Raw genomic sequence first — 16,438 nt, 5'->3', positions numbered from 1 at the left:
GGGGTTTTTTATTACAGACCAAAGTTCTGTCTCAAAACGGGAACACAGACTGTTTCCATACTTTCCCAATACTTCTTGCAGAAAATAGTGAACGTGGCCCCCTTTTTAACGATAGAATTAAAGGACTCATGGCACGTAAACACGTCATCATCTTACTTATTGTAATCACAGCGGTTGTGGCGCTTTCTTTCTTCCTTAAGAAGGATCAAGAGCCCACTTTGGCGGAATCCTTGAAAGAGGCCGCCGACGTTGTTGAATCCTCTGAAGACCGTTTAAGCGAAGAAGACATCGCCATGCAGTCTCCGGGCGCGCAAGTGCAGGTGACCGAGATTCCTTCGCATGGTCAAAACCAAGCGGAAGAATCACGTCGTTTGCTGGAACCCAAAAGAAAGCAGACTGTTTTGCCTAAGCCTGATGATCGCCGTTTGGCGCAGTCATCTGTTTTGTCCGGCACTTCCTGGAAAGTGTGGGAAGGTGTGACCGCCTATCCGCAGTCTGCGGGCAAGCGCAGTGCTTACTTGGCTGAAATCAACGGTTACTATCTGGTCGAAGAAGACGGCTTCCGAGGCGATGACCGCCATTTCTCGGCGTCACAGCCATTGGCAGTTTATAACGAGCGTAAGGGTATTGCGGGCGTTGTGACCGGCACCATTCAGATCACTGTGAATGAGGGTGTGAATATCGATTCCCTGATTCAGGAATATGACCTAAAGGTTGTGGGTTCGATGCCGGAAGCGAATATGTATTTTGTGACCTCGGCACAGGACACATTCAATTTGTCCTCTTTGAAGGAACGTTTAAGCAGCGAACCTGGCGTCAGTCAGGCCCAACTGGAAATTTTGAGCAGGAAGTATGAAAAGTTTTAGTCCTAAAGCCAAAATGCTGATGGGCCTTACGGTGATAGCTGCTATCACGGGGACTTTATTTACCAACTGCGCGAAGAACAGTTTCACTGCGGTGGGTGAAGAGCTGACTGGTACCGGCGCTGATCCTTTGTTGGGTTACGCTTGGCATATCAATAATACCGGACAAAAAGTTTTTGCGGCTGATGCCGGAACTGCCGGTGTTGACCTGAATTTGTTGCAGACTTGGACGGAGGGGCTTACCGGAAACGGAATCAAAATTGTGATTTCCGATGACGGTGTTCAGGATGCTCATCCGGATTTGAAGGACAACTTCCTGTATGGGGTTTCCAAGAATTATCACAACGCAGCTCCGTACACCTCCAGCAATGCGCCTCCAAGTTCTTCCGATGACAATCACGGCACATCCGTGGCGGGTCTGGCGGCGGCAGTCGGGGACAACGGCGTGGGCAGCAAGGGTGTTGCTTACAAGGCCAAACTGCTGGCTTATAACTTCCTGTCCACTGGAGTTTCACAAACTTACAGTCGCATGGCTGAACAGCTGAGTGGCGGTTATGATGTTTACAATATGAGCTGGGGAAATTCGCAGAACTATCTGCCGGACCCGGTGGCTGCTTGGGAAGCTGCTTTGCTAAGTGGCGTGATCAATGGTCGCAGCGGTAAAGGTTCCATCTACGTTAAATCCGCTGGCAATGACTTCCTGGTGGAATGCAAAGGATCGACGGACACATACTGCATTGGTAACTCGAATCTGGATCCGGACAACAGCACGCCTTATACGATTTTGGTTACGGCTTTAAATTCTACGGGTGATGCGGCTTCGTATTCTTCTGTTGGTTCGAATGTCTGGATTTCCTCCTTCGGGGGCGAGTCCGGGGATGATTCCCCGGCGATGGTGACCACCGACCGCACGGGGTGCACGGCAGGTTATGCTCAGACCAGTATCTCTGGCAAAGTGGAGTTCGAGCGGGGTAACAACGGAAACAGCAATTGCAATTACACGACGACTTTCAACGGAACTTCTTCGGCGGCTCCGGTTTTGACGGGTGCGATTGCGCTGCTTCTGGAGGCCAATCCGAACTTAAACTGGCGTGATGTGAAATACATCCTGGCCAAAACAGCGGTGCAGGTTCGTCCGAACTCAGGGGCCATCAGCAACCATCCTCTTAGAAATTATCCCGGGAACTCTGCCAAGAATGTGATTTTACCATCAGGTGCAGTCTGGGAAAATGCCTGGGTCACCAATAGTGCCGGATTCAAATTCCACAACTGGTACGGCTTTGGCCGCGTGAATGTGGACGCGGCCGTGGCGATGGCCAAGAACTATACTTCAACATTTACGACAAGCATTCAGGCGACGTCATGGATTGAAAACACCACACGCGTCGCAATTCCTGATTACAGCGCAACCGGTGTCAGCAATACCGTGACGGTGACAGACAATCTGCGCATCGAAGGGGTTCGTATCCGCTTGAAGGTGGATCATGACCGCGTGGGCGATCTGGGTGTGGAGCTGACGTCTCCATCGGGCACCAAGAGCATGATTTTGAATATGCGGAATTCGTTGTTGGGTCAGGTGGACTATGACAATGAGGTTTTCCTGAGCAATGCCTTCTTCCAGGAACGTTCGAACGGCACTTGGACAATCAAAGTCATTGATGGTGGTTCGACCTTCAATGGGGATCTGGTCAGCTGGGGCGTTCAGATTATCGGAACGCCTTAATTTCCAATAAACATGGACGAGATGCAGCGGGTTTCAAGATTTCCGCTGTAATAAGACGTTGAACCCACACGGGTGAAGGTCTTCGTCGTGCTGTCATAGCTGAATTTTTCAATATTGTACGGAATGTTTCCCGTCGTGAAGTTCGTGGTCACAGCGCCGCCAGTGGCAACATACAGATGCCCCTCCACTTCGTCATAAACCATCGCCGAAGCCCCATAAATCACACTGGGAACTTCATAAGCATTCACCGCATCTGAAATGGTGTTGGCAGTTTCATCGACATCATAAGTGTAAATGGAATTTAGCATTGAGCCTGAGATCCCCGCATACGCGACAGCAATACGCCCGGAATCAGGCATGTAGACTGAAGACGTTGGATAAGCTGTCAGAGCAGGGCCGGATTGCGCTGCCAGGCATCCCGTGGTTCCGTTCCATCCCGTCAGTCCGTTCATGATGCCAATTCGGTTGTTGGCACTGGAGGCATTCTGGGAATGAGTGTAGATGATATTGTAACCAGCGGCATTGGATGATGTCGGGTAGGTGGCAAGCGAAGTGATATTGGTCACCGAGGCGCTGCACGCGCCACCTGGTCCCTGCACCCAGGCATTGGTGCCAGTGCCGGTTTCGCGGGATTTTCCGGTGTCGAGTTTTTCAATTGCCGTTGTACGGCTGATCAAAAGGCCATCCACGACCGAGAATAAAAAGCGAGCGGCCGACTGTAACGCGCCAATGGGGGCCGTCGCGGAAGTGTTGTTGTAAAAAGTCGATCTTTCGCCAAGCAGTTCTTTTTTGATCAGCTCGATACGACGTTGTCCAGTGTGTTCAAGCAGGGCCAACAGATGCTCATCGTCATGGTCGACGATACTGACTGGAGTTGTGCCCGGAGCATCCAGAACGGAAGAAAAATCGGCGATGCGCCCTTCGTACTGAGCGGTTTCAAGACCGATACGGAAAATCACATTGGAGGAGGTCGTCGCACTGTAAGTGGTGTTGCCGGTGCCGGAATAACAGGCGCCGCTGGCGATGTACAGGTAGCGGGGTTTGGAAGCTTCTTCCAATTCTTTCTGACAACCCGTCAGCAGACCCAATGCGGTCCCCATCACAACAACGTACTTCAGTGTACTCATAAAGACTCCTTAATGGATTTCTCAAATTTAGATATCGGGTTTGTGTTAAAGAGTCTTGACGGTGATAAGAGAAAACTGGCCTCGATCTTTCATTAAGAGGGTTTAACGCAATAATTATTCTGAAAATTTGAAAGATGATTAAGGAGCAAACAATTCAGCTTCGCAATCTATACGACGATAGTCGTGAATAGGGGCAGATGCGCAGTCCTGCGAAACAGTATTTTTTGATGGTGTATGGAGTAAGATTAGCCGGCGCTGCGACGAACTTGATCCTGATAAGCCACGTAGGCTTTCAGCAAAGCATCCAGACGCAATGTCATGGTGACGTCTTGTTCGATGAACATCAAACGGCGAGGATCAGCCAGGTCACCCACGATTTTTGCGCGGAAAAGCAGACGGGCTTTGGATGGATCCGGTTCAAATGGATTTACAATGATCAGATCAAAAGGTTTATTCAGGAAGTCTCTTGGGATTTCATCTTCAAGCATGGTTCCGCTTAAAGAGATGTCCTTCGAGTAAGTGCGGAATGAGCGCACCTTGGAAACCAGCACGACTTCAATTTTGAAATTGTGACGGGGATCACGACGACGATCCGAGCCTTTTGGTTCAGGCTTGGTTTGTGCCTGTGGCACTTCCTCGGGTTCGTCGCCTTTTTTCTTGGGCTTTGGCATTTCGGATTTGTCTTTGCGGATCTTGGCCAGATCCAGATCATCTCCGTTAAAGTCTTTCTGGTGATAGCCACCGACTTCACGGTGCTTCAGCGGAATGTCGCCCACAACCACCTGGGTGTAGGGACTGTCAGCACCACCATTGGTGGCCGGCGCATTCTTGGTCGCAGTCAGTGTGTGTTCGTTTTCGCCCGGAAGTGAAGGCATGCCGTCCGGCTTCGGAGGCTGAACGATGACGAAGTAATTCTGATCAGATTCCAGGAAGTCTTTGATGGACAGCCAGCTTTCCCAGCCAGGTGTCCACAGGAAGAATTTGGAATGAGCATGTTCAGGAATGGAAAGGATCGACACTTGAGCTTGAACCACAGACATTGGCTTTGTCTGCGTCTTGGCCTCAGCATCATAGATGATCCAAATTTTGCCTTGGGTCTTCATTCCACTCCTCAAACTAATTCCTATAGAAGTTATCGGAGTTTTTTGGTTAATCCTTTACACTGCTCCCACGAATGGGACGAAGGTCCAGCGCACATCAGGCTCGGACTGAGATTCTTTCAACCAAACCTGAGAGTTCCTGATAGTGTTCCAAAACGGCCAGGGGTTCGTATGTCTCCAAAATAGGTGTCGCCGTATAGCCAAAACCAATCGCGATGGAGGCAACCCCGGCCCGTTGGGCCGAAACCATGTCCGGGATGCCGTCGCCGATCATCAGGGTGTTGCCGGGAAGGCGGCCTGCCAGTTTCATCATGGTTCTTAAAGGAAGTGGACTGGGCTTTCTTTCTTCCAGAGTATCAGCGCCGAATACATTCACCCATGGGTACTTGTCCAGGCCCAGGTGTTTCAAAATGGCTTTTGCCGGTGTTTCATTTTTATTGGTAATGATACCCATCGGCCCCTGATAGCGGGACAGGAAATCTTCCACACCCGGATAGATGCGGGTTTTTTCCAGCATCTCTTCTTCGTAGGTTTTCAGGAATTCCATTTCCAAGGCGATGATGTCGGCAGGTTCCAGTTTGTCGTCTTTAAACAAATCGGCGATGAGCTTTTTAATGCCCTCGCCGATATGCGAGATGATCAGTTCATCGCTTAGTGTTGGTTTTGAGTGATTCGCCAAGGTGCGATTGACGGCCACGATAATATCCGGGGCCGAGTCAATCAAAGTGCCATCAAGATCAAATACAAGAAGTGGATTCATAGTCCACTATCTTGCCGTTTCTGAAGTTATTCGACAATCTCAAAGTCCACGCGACGATCCCGCGCCATTTGGGACGAAGTGCCCAGGCTGTCACGGGCGACGGCGCCTTTGCCGATTGTTTCAAGCTTGTCTTCATCAACACCGCGAGAAACCAGATAGTCACGCACACGGGTCGCGCGGGCTTCTGACAGGCGCAGGTTGCGGTCGGTGTCCCCTTGAGGGTCGGTCAGACCAGAGATGCGGATTTTTTCATAGGAATTGGCGGTTTTCTTCAGCTCGCTGGCGATTTCATCCAAAGCACGGCGGCTGGAGGCATTCAGCTCGGAACTTCCGACATTGAAGCGAATGTTCTGAGACAGGGTTGAGAACTTGGTGGACTTTCGCAAGTCTCCGGCTGCTCCGGACAAGGCGGAATCGGGGCCGCGGCCGCCACGTTGGCCAATGACGCTTTCATCCTCTTTTTTGGATTTGCTGGAGCAGGCGCCCAGTGCAAACACCAGGGTCAAAGATGCGGCAATTTTAAGAGCTGAAGACACATTCATGAAAATACCTCCGTGTTGATAGAAACAGGTCCCCTTAGGCTAAGCGTGAGGGGAAAAGGGGGCAAATTAACTTCCTGTTAACTTCAAAGGCGGGATGTGCGAAGATGGGGTATGCGTGAATCCGTGTTAAGCCACAAAGACAATTATATGCTGTCACTTCTTTCTGAAGAAAGTGATCTGAAAAAACGTTCCCGTCAGTTTGCTGATGAACTGAATTTGGGAAGAATCAGCATCAATGCCGCGGAAGCGAAGTTGATTCAGACTTTGGTGCGCACGCATGGCTGCCGCAAATTTGTCGAGATCGGCACTCTGACTGGATTGTCTGCACAGTACATCTTTGAAGCCCTGCCTGATGGTGGTGAGCTATGGACTCTGGAAAAAGATCCAAAGCACGGCGAGTATTCATCCCAGATTTTCGCGCAACTGGATCAGTCCAAAAAGAAAATCAATTTGGTGATGGGTGATGCCCGCGAGGAGCTTGAAAAAATCGCAGCCTTGGGGCCCTTTGATGGCGTGTTCATCGACGGCAACAAAGCCGCTTACTTTGACTATCTGACCTGGGCCGAAAAAAACGTGCGTAAAGGCGGCCTGATTCTAGCCGACAACATTTTCCTGTCAGGATCGGTGTGGGGTGAGCCCGCACAGAAGTTCTCGGACAAACAAATTCGCATCATGCAGGACTTCAACAAACGCCTGGCAGACCCCACTTTATTCGAATCCGCCATCATCCCCACCTTCGAAGGTCTCTACATAGCCCTCAAAAAATAAAAGGTGCCTGGTGACTTTTTACACCTACGCCGCGTTATCTCATTCTGAGACAGCGGCTTGGCCCTGCCTTTGCTTTGTTTCTTCTCTATCAGGTCCGCCTCGAACCTCGAGGATCCGGCCCGCGGAAGTGCCGTTTTTCAGTACTCACGCGTAAAGAAAAGGAGCAGTTATGAAAAAGCTTAGCGTTATTCTGGCGATCAGTTTGGGTTTGGCCGCTTGTGCGGAAAAAGATTCTGATTACGCAAGAAAGCACCGCAACAAGGCTGGCGACAAGGCTAAGATGGAACAAATTGTCCCGGGCGCAAGATCTGCTCCGATCTGCGAAACACCAGAAATTAGTATCTGTGAAAAATCCGTACTGCCGATTACTGCCGACATTAAAAAGAACGGCTTTGAAGCTGCGGTTAAAGCTCTGAAGGCAGAACTTTCATTGCCGGAAGAGTTTGACGGCTCAGCAGAGTCCTTTAAAAAACATATTCCCGAGGATCTGAAAAGATATCAGGCTCAAAGTCGCCTTTTGCTCTTGGCCGATAAAGAATATCGCACAATTTATAACTATGATGAAGACGTGAAAGAGGCCACAGAGATTGTACACAAGCTGATGATGGAATTCGTGAAAAGTGAAAAGCTGGATGAAGACGGTCGCATGGGCCTTGTGGGTGCTTTGAATACGACGGTGGTGCAGTCGGTTTCTGAAACATTTGAGCTTTCCTATCAGGGTAAGGACATTGTGACTATAGACATGTCATCAGCTTGTGGAATTGATGGTTTGAATGTGATGGCGCGCTCTTTGTTGCCAGGTGGTGGTCCGAACGGTGTAATCTATATCTGCCCTGGACAGTTGTTGTTGAATGCCGGAAAAACCAAAGTGGAAAGAATCGCGGGCCTGGTGATGACATTGGCGCATGAGATGACACATCAGCTGCAGTACCGTGGATTTGAATTGGACAATCGTGTTCTAACATGTGTGAACTCGGACCTGGCAGACAAGTCGGCAAAGTTTGTTGAAAGCAAAAACAAGGAAACTCAAGCCGACATCGTGGGCTTCCGCATTCTGAATATTTTCCTGAAGCAGGATAAAGAGTTGTCTGTGCAGACGGAAAAAGCCAAAGCGGCTCTTTCTTGGATGTGCCATCTGGAGGAGCATGATACTGAAGGCGACAGCTCAACTCATCTGGATAACAAGTCCCGTTTGAAAAACTTCTTTAAGCTGAAAGAAACCGAAGACCTTCTGGGTTGCAGCAAAGGACCACGCTGCTAAAAAGAAAGCCGCATGATCTGTGATGCAGAAATGCGGCTTTTTTTATTTGGAAGAGTAAGCTTCCACTTTCATTTCGATGGAGTAGTCCTTCGACGCTTCTTTCAGCGGAGCCAGAGTCCAGTCCCACTCCCGCAGCTTGGTAAAGCCGTCAAAGTTCACTGGATAAGACCCTTGATAGATCTTTTCCCCTTGAGGGTTGCGATAGGTGACTTCACGGTCCGTGTATATCAGCTTGTGCCCTGAACACTGGCGCAGATTCTTCAGATGAATTTCCCCGAAGGCCGTGCAGATCTGATCTTTTTCAGTCAAAGTCAGATCCTTTTTCATGTATTTTTCCAAGGCTTCCATCGGCAGCAGGGCCAGCTGAGACAAAAGATTTCCGGAAACAATCAGATCGGCTTGAAAATGGAAAAGCTGTTTTGCAGACAGATCCTGAATCAACTTGTTCAGGTCTTCCAGTGATTTCAGATTTTCAAGTTCGTGCAAAGATCCACCCAGATCCTGCGTGACCAGTTTCAGGCGTGAATTGCGTTTGGCCGCCCAGTGATGCTTCAATGGATGGATGACATCCACCAGGGTGATGCTTTCAAAATTGTCCACCAGCAGGTGCAGCGGGATTTCATGCAAGTGGGCACTGCCCAGAACCACCACGGATTTTTTCTGAGGCAGGTCTTTTACAACTTGCAGGAAAGTGTCCTGACAGTTTTTCAGATGTGGCAGCCAGATTTTTTTACAGCGCTCAAAGCGGTGTTTTAAAGAAATCGAATGATAGACGAATCCGTACTTTTTAGCGACGGATGTGGCAGGAGTGAAAATCATTTCAATGGCTTCGCGGATCATGCCGGCACCATATCACCGTGGGATCGGACTTGAAAAGCACTTTCAAAGCCTATCCCAGCGGCAGAATGCGTTCGGCGCGGATATTGGTGATGGCGCCTACTTTTTCAACCTGGCCATGGATTTCCAGCAGCGAGCGGGTATAAATCGTGGTGCGGTCTTTCTGATAGATCTCAGGGTGAATGACGATGTTCATAAAGCCGAACTCGTCTTCCAGGGTGATAAAGCACATGCCCTTGGCCGTGGGCGGGCGCTGAGTGATGGCCACCAGACCTGCAACCCGCACCTTGGTTTTTGTTTTCATGCGTTTTAGATCGTCCGAAGAAAAATAAGGCACAAAACGTTTTTCGCGCAGAGCTTCGCTTTTGCTTTGCAGATAGGTTCTAAGCACCGACATCGGGTGGGATTCAACGGAATACCCCTTGCTGTCATATTCGCGGCGCAGGCGGTCCCAGTTGGATTCAAAGGGCAGATGTTCAGGTTCATCCTCGTCTTCACCCAGCTCAAACTGTTCTTTGGGGTGGCCCCACAGGAAGCTTTGCTGATCCAGGCTTAAAGATTCCAGATTCCAGATCAGTTCCCGCACATTGCCGTTGAAAGATTCAAAAGCGCCGGCGGCGGCAAGTTTCAGCAGCATACTGCGTGGCAGTTGGGTGCGACGAATAAAGTCGGCCAGATTCTGATAAAGACCTTCGTCTTTGCGGCTGTCTTCAATTCTGCGAATTAATGCTTCGGGAATGCCATAAATAGATCTTAATCCCACACGCAGTTGATCACCCGAGGCGGTTTTTTCAATGGTGTAGTCATAGTCGGACTTCTGCACGTCCAAGGGTGCCACCACCACGCCGTTTCTTTGAGCCTCGGCGATGATTGTGCGGGGAGCGTAAAAGCCCATGGGCTGACTGTTCAAAAGCCCGCAGGCAAATACATCCGGATAGTGGCATTTCAGATAACAGCTGGCATAAGTCAAAAGAGCAAAGCTGGCCGAGTGACTTTCGGGGAAGCCATAGTTGGCAAAACCTTCGATGGTTTTATAGATCTGATCGGCGTATTCACTGGAAATCCCGTGACGGGCAAACCCGGTGCGCAGGCGCTGCTCGATGCCACCCATGGTGGCTTTGCGTTTCCAGGCCGAAGACATCACCCGGCGAAGTTCATCTGCTTCCCCCGGAGTAAAGTCCGCCACAGCCACCACCATCTTCATTACTTGTTCCTGAAAGATGGGAACGCCCATGGTTTTTTCTAGAATCGGCTCCAGGGCCGGATGCGCATATTTGATTTCTTTGGGGCGATTCTGGCGCAGTTTCAAGAATGGATGCACCATGCCCCCTTGCAATGGGCCGGGGCGGATCAGGGCGATTTCAATCACCAGATCATAAAAATTCCGCGGCTGCATGCGCGGCAACGTGTTCATCTGCGCGCGGGATTCAATCTGAAAGACACCGACGGTTTCCGCACGGCAGATCATGTCGTAAGTGGGCTTGTCATCGGCAGGCAAAGTGGCAAGGCTGTAGTCCTTGCCTTTCACATCACGCAAAAGATCAAAGCACTTGCGCAGGCACGTCAGCATTCCCAGACTTAAAACGTCAATCTTCATCAGACGCAGGAAATCCACGTCGTCCTTGTTCCACTGAATGACATAGCGGCCATTCATGGTGGCTTTTTCCACGGGAACCATTTCGGTGATGGGATCCTGAGTGATCAAAAAACCGCCGCTGTGAATGCCCAGATGACGGGGGAATCCGTGCAGCTGCTGAGCCAGCGCCATGAACATCTTCCAGGGGCCCGGCTCCATGCCGAAATCCGCGGCCACGGCGGGATCCAGCAGGCGCTTCATTCCATCGCGGCCCATGAACTTGATCATGGCGTTGATCTTGGCCAGAGGCATGCCGAACACCTTGGCGGTTTCACGAATAGCCATACGGGAACGATAACGAATCACCGTGCACACCATGGCGGCGTGGCGTTCGTTGTATTTTTCATAGATATGCTGAATCACTTCCTCGCGGCGGCTGTGTTCAAAGTCGATATCAATGTCCGGCGGTTCGCGCCGTTCCCGCGACAGGAAACGTTCAAACAGCAGATTCATTTTCACCGGATCAATCGCAGTTAAGCCCAGACAAAAACACACCACCGAGTTGGCAGCGGAACCACGGCCCTGATAAAGAATTCCTCTGGCCGAAGCGAAATCACAGATCTCTTTCAGAGTCAGAAAGTAATCTTCGTACTGAAGATCTTTGATCAGTTCCAGTTCGTGTTCGATCTGTTTTAAGGCTTTGTCAGGAATGCCCTCAGGGTAGCGGCTTTCGGCGCCTTTCAATGTGAGGTGGCGCATGTGTTCGGTGGGTGTCATCCCGGAAGGCAAGCTGGATGCGGGATAGCGGTAACGTATCTCATTGAGTGAAAACGTCACACGTGCCGAGATCTCCACAGTTTTTTCCACAAGATCAAGCCGATCCTGCCACAGCCAAGAGATATCATCGAGGCTTTTTAAGCATCTCTCGGAATTCTGAATCAGTCTGTTTTTGGCTTCGGCTAAGGTGGTGTGATGAAGCGTGCAGGTCAGAACATCAAACAAAGGTTTGCGTTCCGGACTGTGCATGAACGGGCGCTGGGTAACAAACAAACGAGCCTGGTATTTTTCTTCCAGCGCAAATCCCTGTCTGCAGAATTCCTGGGATTCCCAGGTCAGATCCCGCCACAGCGGCAGATACAGACGGTTGTCGAAAATCTTTTCAAGCTTTTCATAGCGTTCGTCCGTCCACGGCGGAATGGCCAGACACAAAAGACCCTGATTGTATTTTTCAATCTGTTCCAGACTGAGTTTGGAAAAGCCCTTGGCCGCCTGACGTTTTCCCAATGTCAGGATCTCACACAGATGCGAATAACCCTGTTTGTTCATCGGGATCAGCACGACGGAACTTTCATCGGTCAAAGTCAGCTCTGAACCAATCAGATAATGAAAGCCGTCCTTCACTTGTGGCGAGGCCGTGAACAAGGACGGGGACTGAATGGTCTGAAAGCCACGGACCACGCCGTACAAGCCGTTCAGATCACACAGCGCCATGCCGTCGTAACCGAACTCCACGGCTTGCGCCACCATTTCTTCAGGACTGGAAGCCCCTTGCAGAAAAGAAAAATTACTGCGACCCAGAAGTTCGACGAAGCCTTTGGCGCGCGGCCGGGGTTTGGCCGGCAGCCTGGAATTTTGTGAAGGAACCAAAGCTTTATTAGTCAAAGTACCCATGCAAGTAGACCTGTGAATTTATGCGATCTTTGAAAACCCACAGCAGTTGACCTTGATGAGAGAGCGCAAAGTAATAATCTCTGTTTTTTAAATCCTGAACTGAAATCTGCCACCAGGCCGATTCAATGCGTTCACTGGGAAGCGACGACACAAACCGAAGCTTCTGCACTTCACCCGCGCTCAGTGCCTGGGGTTTTTCTAGCAGCAGGGACGGGCGCGGGCTGGAAGCCAACGCTTTTGCATAGACCGATTTGATCTGCAAAGCCTCGTCCTGTCTTTCCACCAGATCCTGAGGTTTAAAGTCCTCGGGCCAGTCGGTCACCAGACGGAAACTTTGTTCGGGGAAATGACTGGCTTCCATTTGCAGAAAGCCCATTTCACACTGGGATTGTTTGGCAAAACTGATCAGACGGCGCCAGCGATCCTCGGTGTTGTCGCGCGGTTCAAAGAAATCCAGCTGCTGGATTTTTTCCGGCACGTCAAACAAAGTGATTTCAAATTCCCGGATCGGATTTTCCAGAACCTGCTGTTCTAGCTTTTTGAACAGCAGATCCTCGAACAATTCCTGATCGCGCGTCGGGCTGACGGGTTCAATCGAAAGATTGTACCGTTTGTCCGAGTATTCACAGTGCAAAACCACATCCAGGCGCTGCGCATGACGGGCCAGGCCCTGCAGGCGCGCAAACAGAATGTCCAGATGAACTTTCAGACGGTTCATCAGCAGAGGCGCTGAGCCTAAGGGATCATCCAGGTAGCCATAGCCCACAAGAGGGTCGCGAGGCACAAGAGGTGAAATGACCTGAGAGTCCTGAGAATGCAGACGATTCCAAAGTAAAACACCAAAATCCCCCCAACGTTCACGCAGTGAATTCAGACGAAAATTCAGAACACCTTCCAACCCATACACACCCAGGGTGTGAAAGAAGGCAATCATGTGCTCGACCGGTTTTTTCTGCGCCCACGGGGAAAGACCCTCAAGATCTTTCAGGGCATCCAGTCCCAGGCCTTTGAAGCTTTCCTGTTCTTTGCCGCGCAGACTGATATGCGACGGACGCCACTTGGCCAGCATTTGTGCGCCGGCAGGAGTGTCAGCAATGGCGGCACTGGCATCAGGGGCAAACTTCGAGGCGATTTCCAGCGCTTTTTCAAGGCAGCCCATTTCGCCGCCCATCAAGTGCTGGGTCGAGCCAATGTCCACGAAGATATAGTGCGGGAAGCGGTACTGAGCGCGCGGGCTCAGCACCAAAAAGGCCTCAGCTGAGGAGCTTTCTTGCGGTGTTTTTAAATTGATGCATAAAGTTCGCATGAATCATACTCCCTGCCAGATTGAACGGCGTCGGACGGTGCAAGGCCCTTTGGATGGTGATAAAGTCGCGTTGAAAATGAATCATCAGACTGAACAGCGGATTTACAAACTTGCTGGCCTTCTGATTTACGAAAACCAAAGCGACCTTGTGCAGACGACAAAGTCGTTTCAATTTTTGCAGCTGATGGTTTTTCAAAAACATTTCTTTCAGATTGCAGCCGATCACTTCAAACAGGGAACTGGTGATCAGCTCCTGCAGCAGCCAGAAAAGCTGTTCGTTTTCTTTGGGCTCTTTGACCACCAGCAGTTTCTTCAGATTGATTTTGTAGTTGCTTAAATGAGCGGGGAAAAGCTGAGCATCCCCATTGATCCACGCCGCCCACTTATTTTGTGAATGCACGTTCTGAACGATGCGAATCCACAAGGAAGTGGCACCGGTGCCGGGAGCTCCCTGCAGCAGACTGAGGTCGCCTTGCGGGACTCCTTTCCACAGCAGAAAGTCATCCAGGACATTCACGCCGGTGGGAAGGCCCGGCGGCGGTTGCAGCTGCTCGGCAGAGACAAAGGGGATGTTAGCCAGTTCGGGAAGGGCGAGGGTGCTCATTTGAAGCTCTCCATTTACACATAAATTACTATGTAAATTATGTGTAAGTAAAGAGGCTATTTTCAAATATGGACCAAAGTTTGTGTTTCTAAAAAGACAATTAAAATCAAATATTTAAATTACCTAAATCAGGGCCTGATTATTCGCGAAGCTCTTTCGGGGACGCCACTTTGCTTTGAATGAAGTATCTGATCCCGATGCTGGCGCCGTACTGATCAGCGTACTCGCTGGATTTTTTGGTCAGTGAGTACGAGTAGCGTCCCTCGGCCACAATCGAGAAGCGTTCGCGGTTGATCAATTCATACTGAAGTGCCAGATCCAGGCCGGTTTCAGTGGTGGAGCGAGCGGTGGTGCCCATGTCCTCTTCCGGAGTGAAATCATTGTGAAGCACATCCACGGGCCCCATCGGATAAGAAGTGTAAAGAGCCAAGGAAGTCGAAAAGGGTTCGGTCCACCAGCGGCGATACCCCATTGTGATGTGCATCAGCTGGGTTTTTTCGGCGACGGTTCTGCTGCCGTCCTCACGGAAATAGGTCTTGTTCATATAGATTGCAGCGATTTCCAGACTGCCTTTGTTGTCGACATCGCCATTGGCCACCAAAGAAATTCCGGTGGTGTTTTTATTTTGTCCCTGCTCGTGACCATCATAGTTTGTTTTGAAGTAATAGGGACTGAGTGTGGCCACGACGTTACCACGTTGAGGAATGTAGGCTTGGACTGATTTTGCAGCCAGCAGTGAGATACTCAGCGACAGGAGGCAAAGTATAAGTCTAAAATACTTCATGTTTGGAGACTAAAACGTGAAGGGGAAAAAAGCACTAATATCTTTCGCGCGCAAAAGTGCTCTGGGGTCAGTGATGCTGGCCCTGGCCCTGTATTGCGGAAATGCGCGCGCTGAATACTCGGAAGCCGAGTCGGAGTCCAAGGAAGGCAAATGGGAAAAATCCTTCATCACCGGCAATATCGCCATTTCTGAGTGGTTTGATGGTGTGGCCGAAGGGGTGGATTTATTTCTGGCCGGTCAGCAGTACACCACCAAACAGAATAAAACCGCTTTTTTGATTGAGCCGTCTTTTTATTACAATGAAAAAGAAGGCTACACCGATGCCTTTGGTTTCAATTTTAATTTGCGACTTCCCAATGTGGAAGAATACTGGCAGATCACCTTTACCAGCTATGACGAGACCAAAGAGCGTGGTATTACCCAGACATATCTTCGTCAGACCCCGCGTGAGCGCGACTATGGTGCGACGCTGGGTTTTTTCCGCAAGCTGGGTGATGTTAAAGCATCCTTCCAGCCCCGTATTAGTTTTGCCGGATCTTTTCTGATTTCCCACTCTCTGACATTTGAAAGTGTTGTTGAACGGGGCAAAAACTATCGGGTAAATCCGAAACTGCAGTTTTATGCCGAGGCCGACAGGGGGACCGGGATCTTCCTGGCTTTCAACTTTGCCTTTCAACTATCCCAGCGCTTCAATCTGACTTTTGTGAATGAGGGTGATTATGAAGACCGCGCGCATTTGTTCACGGTGACCAACGGTGTGGCTCTGGGGCACTGGTTCTCGAACCGGTCCAACATGTCTTATAATATTTTTGTGACATCAACAAATCGGCCGAACTATCAGATGAAAAGCTACAATCTTGGTGTGGCCTGGAGCCGCATTCTTTACAAGAATATGCTCGACGTTCAGGTGATCCCGAACGTCGATTTTGCTGATAAATACGATTACGAGCAAAATCCCGGCATCACGCTGAACTTCAATCTGAAGTTTTAAAGAACGCCTTCTTTTGTCAGCAGATATTCTTTTACTTCCGGGCCCCAGTGATATTTCAAAAGATTGCTGCCTTTGCCAATCACACGGTGGCAGGGAATCCAGTAGCTGATGGGATTTTTTCCCACTGCCGTGGCGACAGCGCGCACCGCCGACCCCTTGCGCAGTTTTTTGGCCAGTTCAGAATAGGTGACGGTTTTACCGGCGGGAATTTTTAGAAGCTCCAGCCACACTTTCATTTGGAATTCGGTGCCTTGAAGTTTGATCTGGTGCTGAGTTGTCCAGAAATTACCCTGGTTCCATTTGGCAGGCTGGAAAGAGCCGATTCGCACGGAATAGAATTTTTCGATCAAGGCGGCAAGGTCACCTTCCACCAGCTTTTTACCGGCATTGTAGCTGCCCAGAAAAATCAGCTGGTCGCCTTCAAAGGCTGCCAGCCATTCGCCGAATTCCGAAGGTACTTTGTAAATATTGAATTCAAGGTCGGTCATCTGTCACCTCACAGGGAATGTGACAGATGTACCTTAG

Annotated in this window: 15 protein-coding genes; 5 read left to right on the top strand and 10 right to left on the bottom strand. The window is 50.1% G+C overall.

Annotation, left to right across the window (positions count from 1 at the left end):
- Window positions 1–128 precede the first annotated feature (128 nt).
- Both ACNQKP_RS02295 and ACNQKP_RS02290 read left to right on the top strand, forming a co-directional pair.
- Window positions 129–866, top strand: a complete 738-nt coding sequence (locus ACNQKP_RS02295; protein WP_417862588.1) for a hypothetical protein — start codon at window positions 129–131, stop codon at window positions 864–866.
- Window positions 853–2,586 carry a S8 family serine peptidase gene (locus ACNQKP_RS02290; RefSeq protein ID WP_417862587.1) on the top strand — a complete coding sequence of 578 codons (1,734 nt, stop codon included), beginning with the start codon at window positions 853–855 and terminating at the stop codon, window positions 2,584–2,586. The genes ACNQKP_RS02295 and ACNQKP_RS02290 overlap by 14 nt, the downstream gene beginning before the upstream one ends.
- On the opposite strand, the gene ACNQKP_RS02285 is transcribed toward ACNQKP_RS02290, so the two are convergent.
- From ACNQKP_RS02285 to ACNQKP_RS02270, 4 genes are all read right to left on the bottom strand, one after another.
- Window positions 2,583–3,713: a hypothetical protein gene (locus tag ACNQKP_RS02285; RefSeq protein WP_417862586.1), complete on the bottom strand. Its 1,131-nt coding sequence runs from the start codon at window positions 3,711–3,713 to the stop codon at window positions 2,583–2,585. The two genes, ACNQKP_RS02290 and ACNQKP_RS02285, sit on opposite strands and share 4 nt — an antisense overlap.
- Window positions 3,714–3,958: 245 nt before the next feature.
- Window positions 3,959–4,816, bottom strand: a complete 858-nt coding sequence (locus tag ACNQKP_RS02280) for a PilZ domain-containing protein (protein WP_417862585.1) — start codon at window positions 4,814–4,816, stop codon at window positions 3,959–3,961.
- Window positions 4,817–4,910: 94 nt separating this feature from the next.
- Complete coding sequence (locus tag ACNQKP_RS02275; protein WP_417862584.1) at window positions 4,911–5,573, bottom strand: HAD family hydrolase; 663 nt, start codon at window positions 5,571–5,573, stop codon at window positions 4,911–4,913.
- 26 nt (window positions 5,574–5,599) lie between these two features.
- The gene (locus tag ACNQKP_RS02270; protein ID WP_417862582.1) at window positions 5,600–6,115 is read right to left on the bottom strand and encodes an OmpA family protein; all 516 of its coding nucleotides are present in this window, start codon (window positions 6,113–6,115) and stop codon (window positions 5,600–5,602) included.
- Window positions 6,116–6,226: 111 nt separating this feature from the next.
- On the opposite strand from ACNQKP_RS02270, the gene ACNQKP_RS02265 reads away from it, so the two are divergent.
- Window positions 6,227–6,883 (top strand): O-methyltransferase, encoded by a 657-nt coding sequence (locus ACNQKP_RS02265; protein ID WP_417862580.1) that lies wholly within the window; start codon window positions 6,227–6,229, stop codon window positions 6,881–6,883.
- Window positions 6,884–7,052: 169 nt separating this feature from the next.
- Entirely contained in the window at window positions 7,053–8,144 is a 1,092-nt protein-coding gene (locus tag ACNQKP_RS02260; protein ID WP_417862579.1) for a hypothetical protein, read from the top strand.
- 42 nt (window positions 8,145–8,186) lie between these two features.
- Here the strand turns inward: ACNQKP_RS02260 and ACNQKP_RS02255 are convergent, their stop codons facing one another.
- From ACNQKP_RS02255 to ACNQKP_RS02235, 5 genes are all read right to left on the bottom strand, one after another.
- Window positions 8,187–8,984 (bottom strand): hypothetical protein, encoded by a 798-nt coding sequence (locus ACNQKP_RS02255; protein ID WP_417862578.1) that lies wholly within the window; start codon window positions 8,982–8,984, stop codon window positions 8,187–8,189.
- 49 nt (window positions 8,985–9,033) lie between these two features.
- Window positions 9,034–12,228 (bottom strand): DNA polymerase III subunit alpha, encoded by a 3,195-nt coding sequence (locus ACNQKP_RS02250; protein WP_417862576.1) that lies wholly within the window; start codon window positions 12,226–12,228, stop codon window positions 9,034–9,036.
- Entirely contained in the window at window positions 12,212–13,534 is a 1,323-nt protein-coding gene (locus tag ACNQKP_RS02245) for a hypothetical protein (RefSeq protein WP_417862574.1), read from the bottom strand. The genes ACNQKP_RS02250 and ACNQKP_RS02245 overlap by 17 nt, the downstream gene beginning before the upstream one ends.
- Window positions 13,482–14,138 carry a recA protein gene (locus tag ACNQKP_RS02240; protein WP_417862572.1) on the bottom strand — a complete coding sequence of 219 codons (657 nt, stop codon included), beginning with the start codon at window positions 14,136–14,138 and terminating at the stop codon, window positions 13,482–13,484. Before ACNQKP_RS02240 ends, ACNQKP_RS02245 begins: the two co-directional genes overlap by 53 nt.
- Window positions 14,139–14,277: 139 nt before the next feature.
- Window positions 14,278–14,922, bottom strand: a complete 645-nt coding sequence (locus ACNQKP_RS02235) for a hypothetical protein (protein WP_417862570.1) — start codon at window positions 14,920–14,922, stop codon at window positions 14,278–14,280.
- A gap of 16 nt (window positions 14,923–14,938) precedes the next feature.
- On the opposite strand from ACNQKP_RS02235, the gene ACNQKP_RS02230 reads away from it, so the two are divergent.
- Window positions 14,939–15,913: a hypothetical protein gene (locus ACNQKP_RS02230; protein ID WP_417862569.1), complete on the top strand. Its 975-nt coding sequence runs from the start codon at window positions 14,939–14,941 to the stop codon at window positions 15,911–15,913.
- Here ACNQKP_RS02230 and ACNQKP_RS02225 read toward each other — a convergent pair.
- A complete protein-coding gene (locus ACNQKP_RS02225) occupies window positions 15,910–16,401 on the bottom strand; it encodes a methylated-DNA--[protein]-cysteine S-methyltransferase (RefSeq protein ID WP_417862567.1) in 492 nt (163 codons plus the stop codon). The genes ACNQKP_RS02230 and ACNQKP_RS02225 overlap by 4 nt on opposite strands.
- Window positions 16,402–16,438 lie beyond the last annotated feature (37 nt).

It is taken from the genome of Bdellovibrio bacteriovorus, assembly GCF_048286975.1.
GTDB classification, from domain to species: Bacteria; Bdellovibrionota; Bdellovibrionia; order Bdellovibrionales; family Bdellovibrionaceae; genus Bdellovibrio; species Bdellovibrio bacteriovorus_H.
The sequence above is the reverse complement of the archived record's forward strand: the minus strand, read 5'-3'. Positions and strand labels throughout refer to the sequence as shown.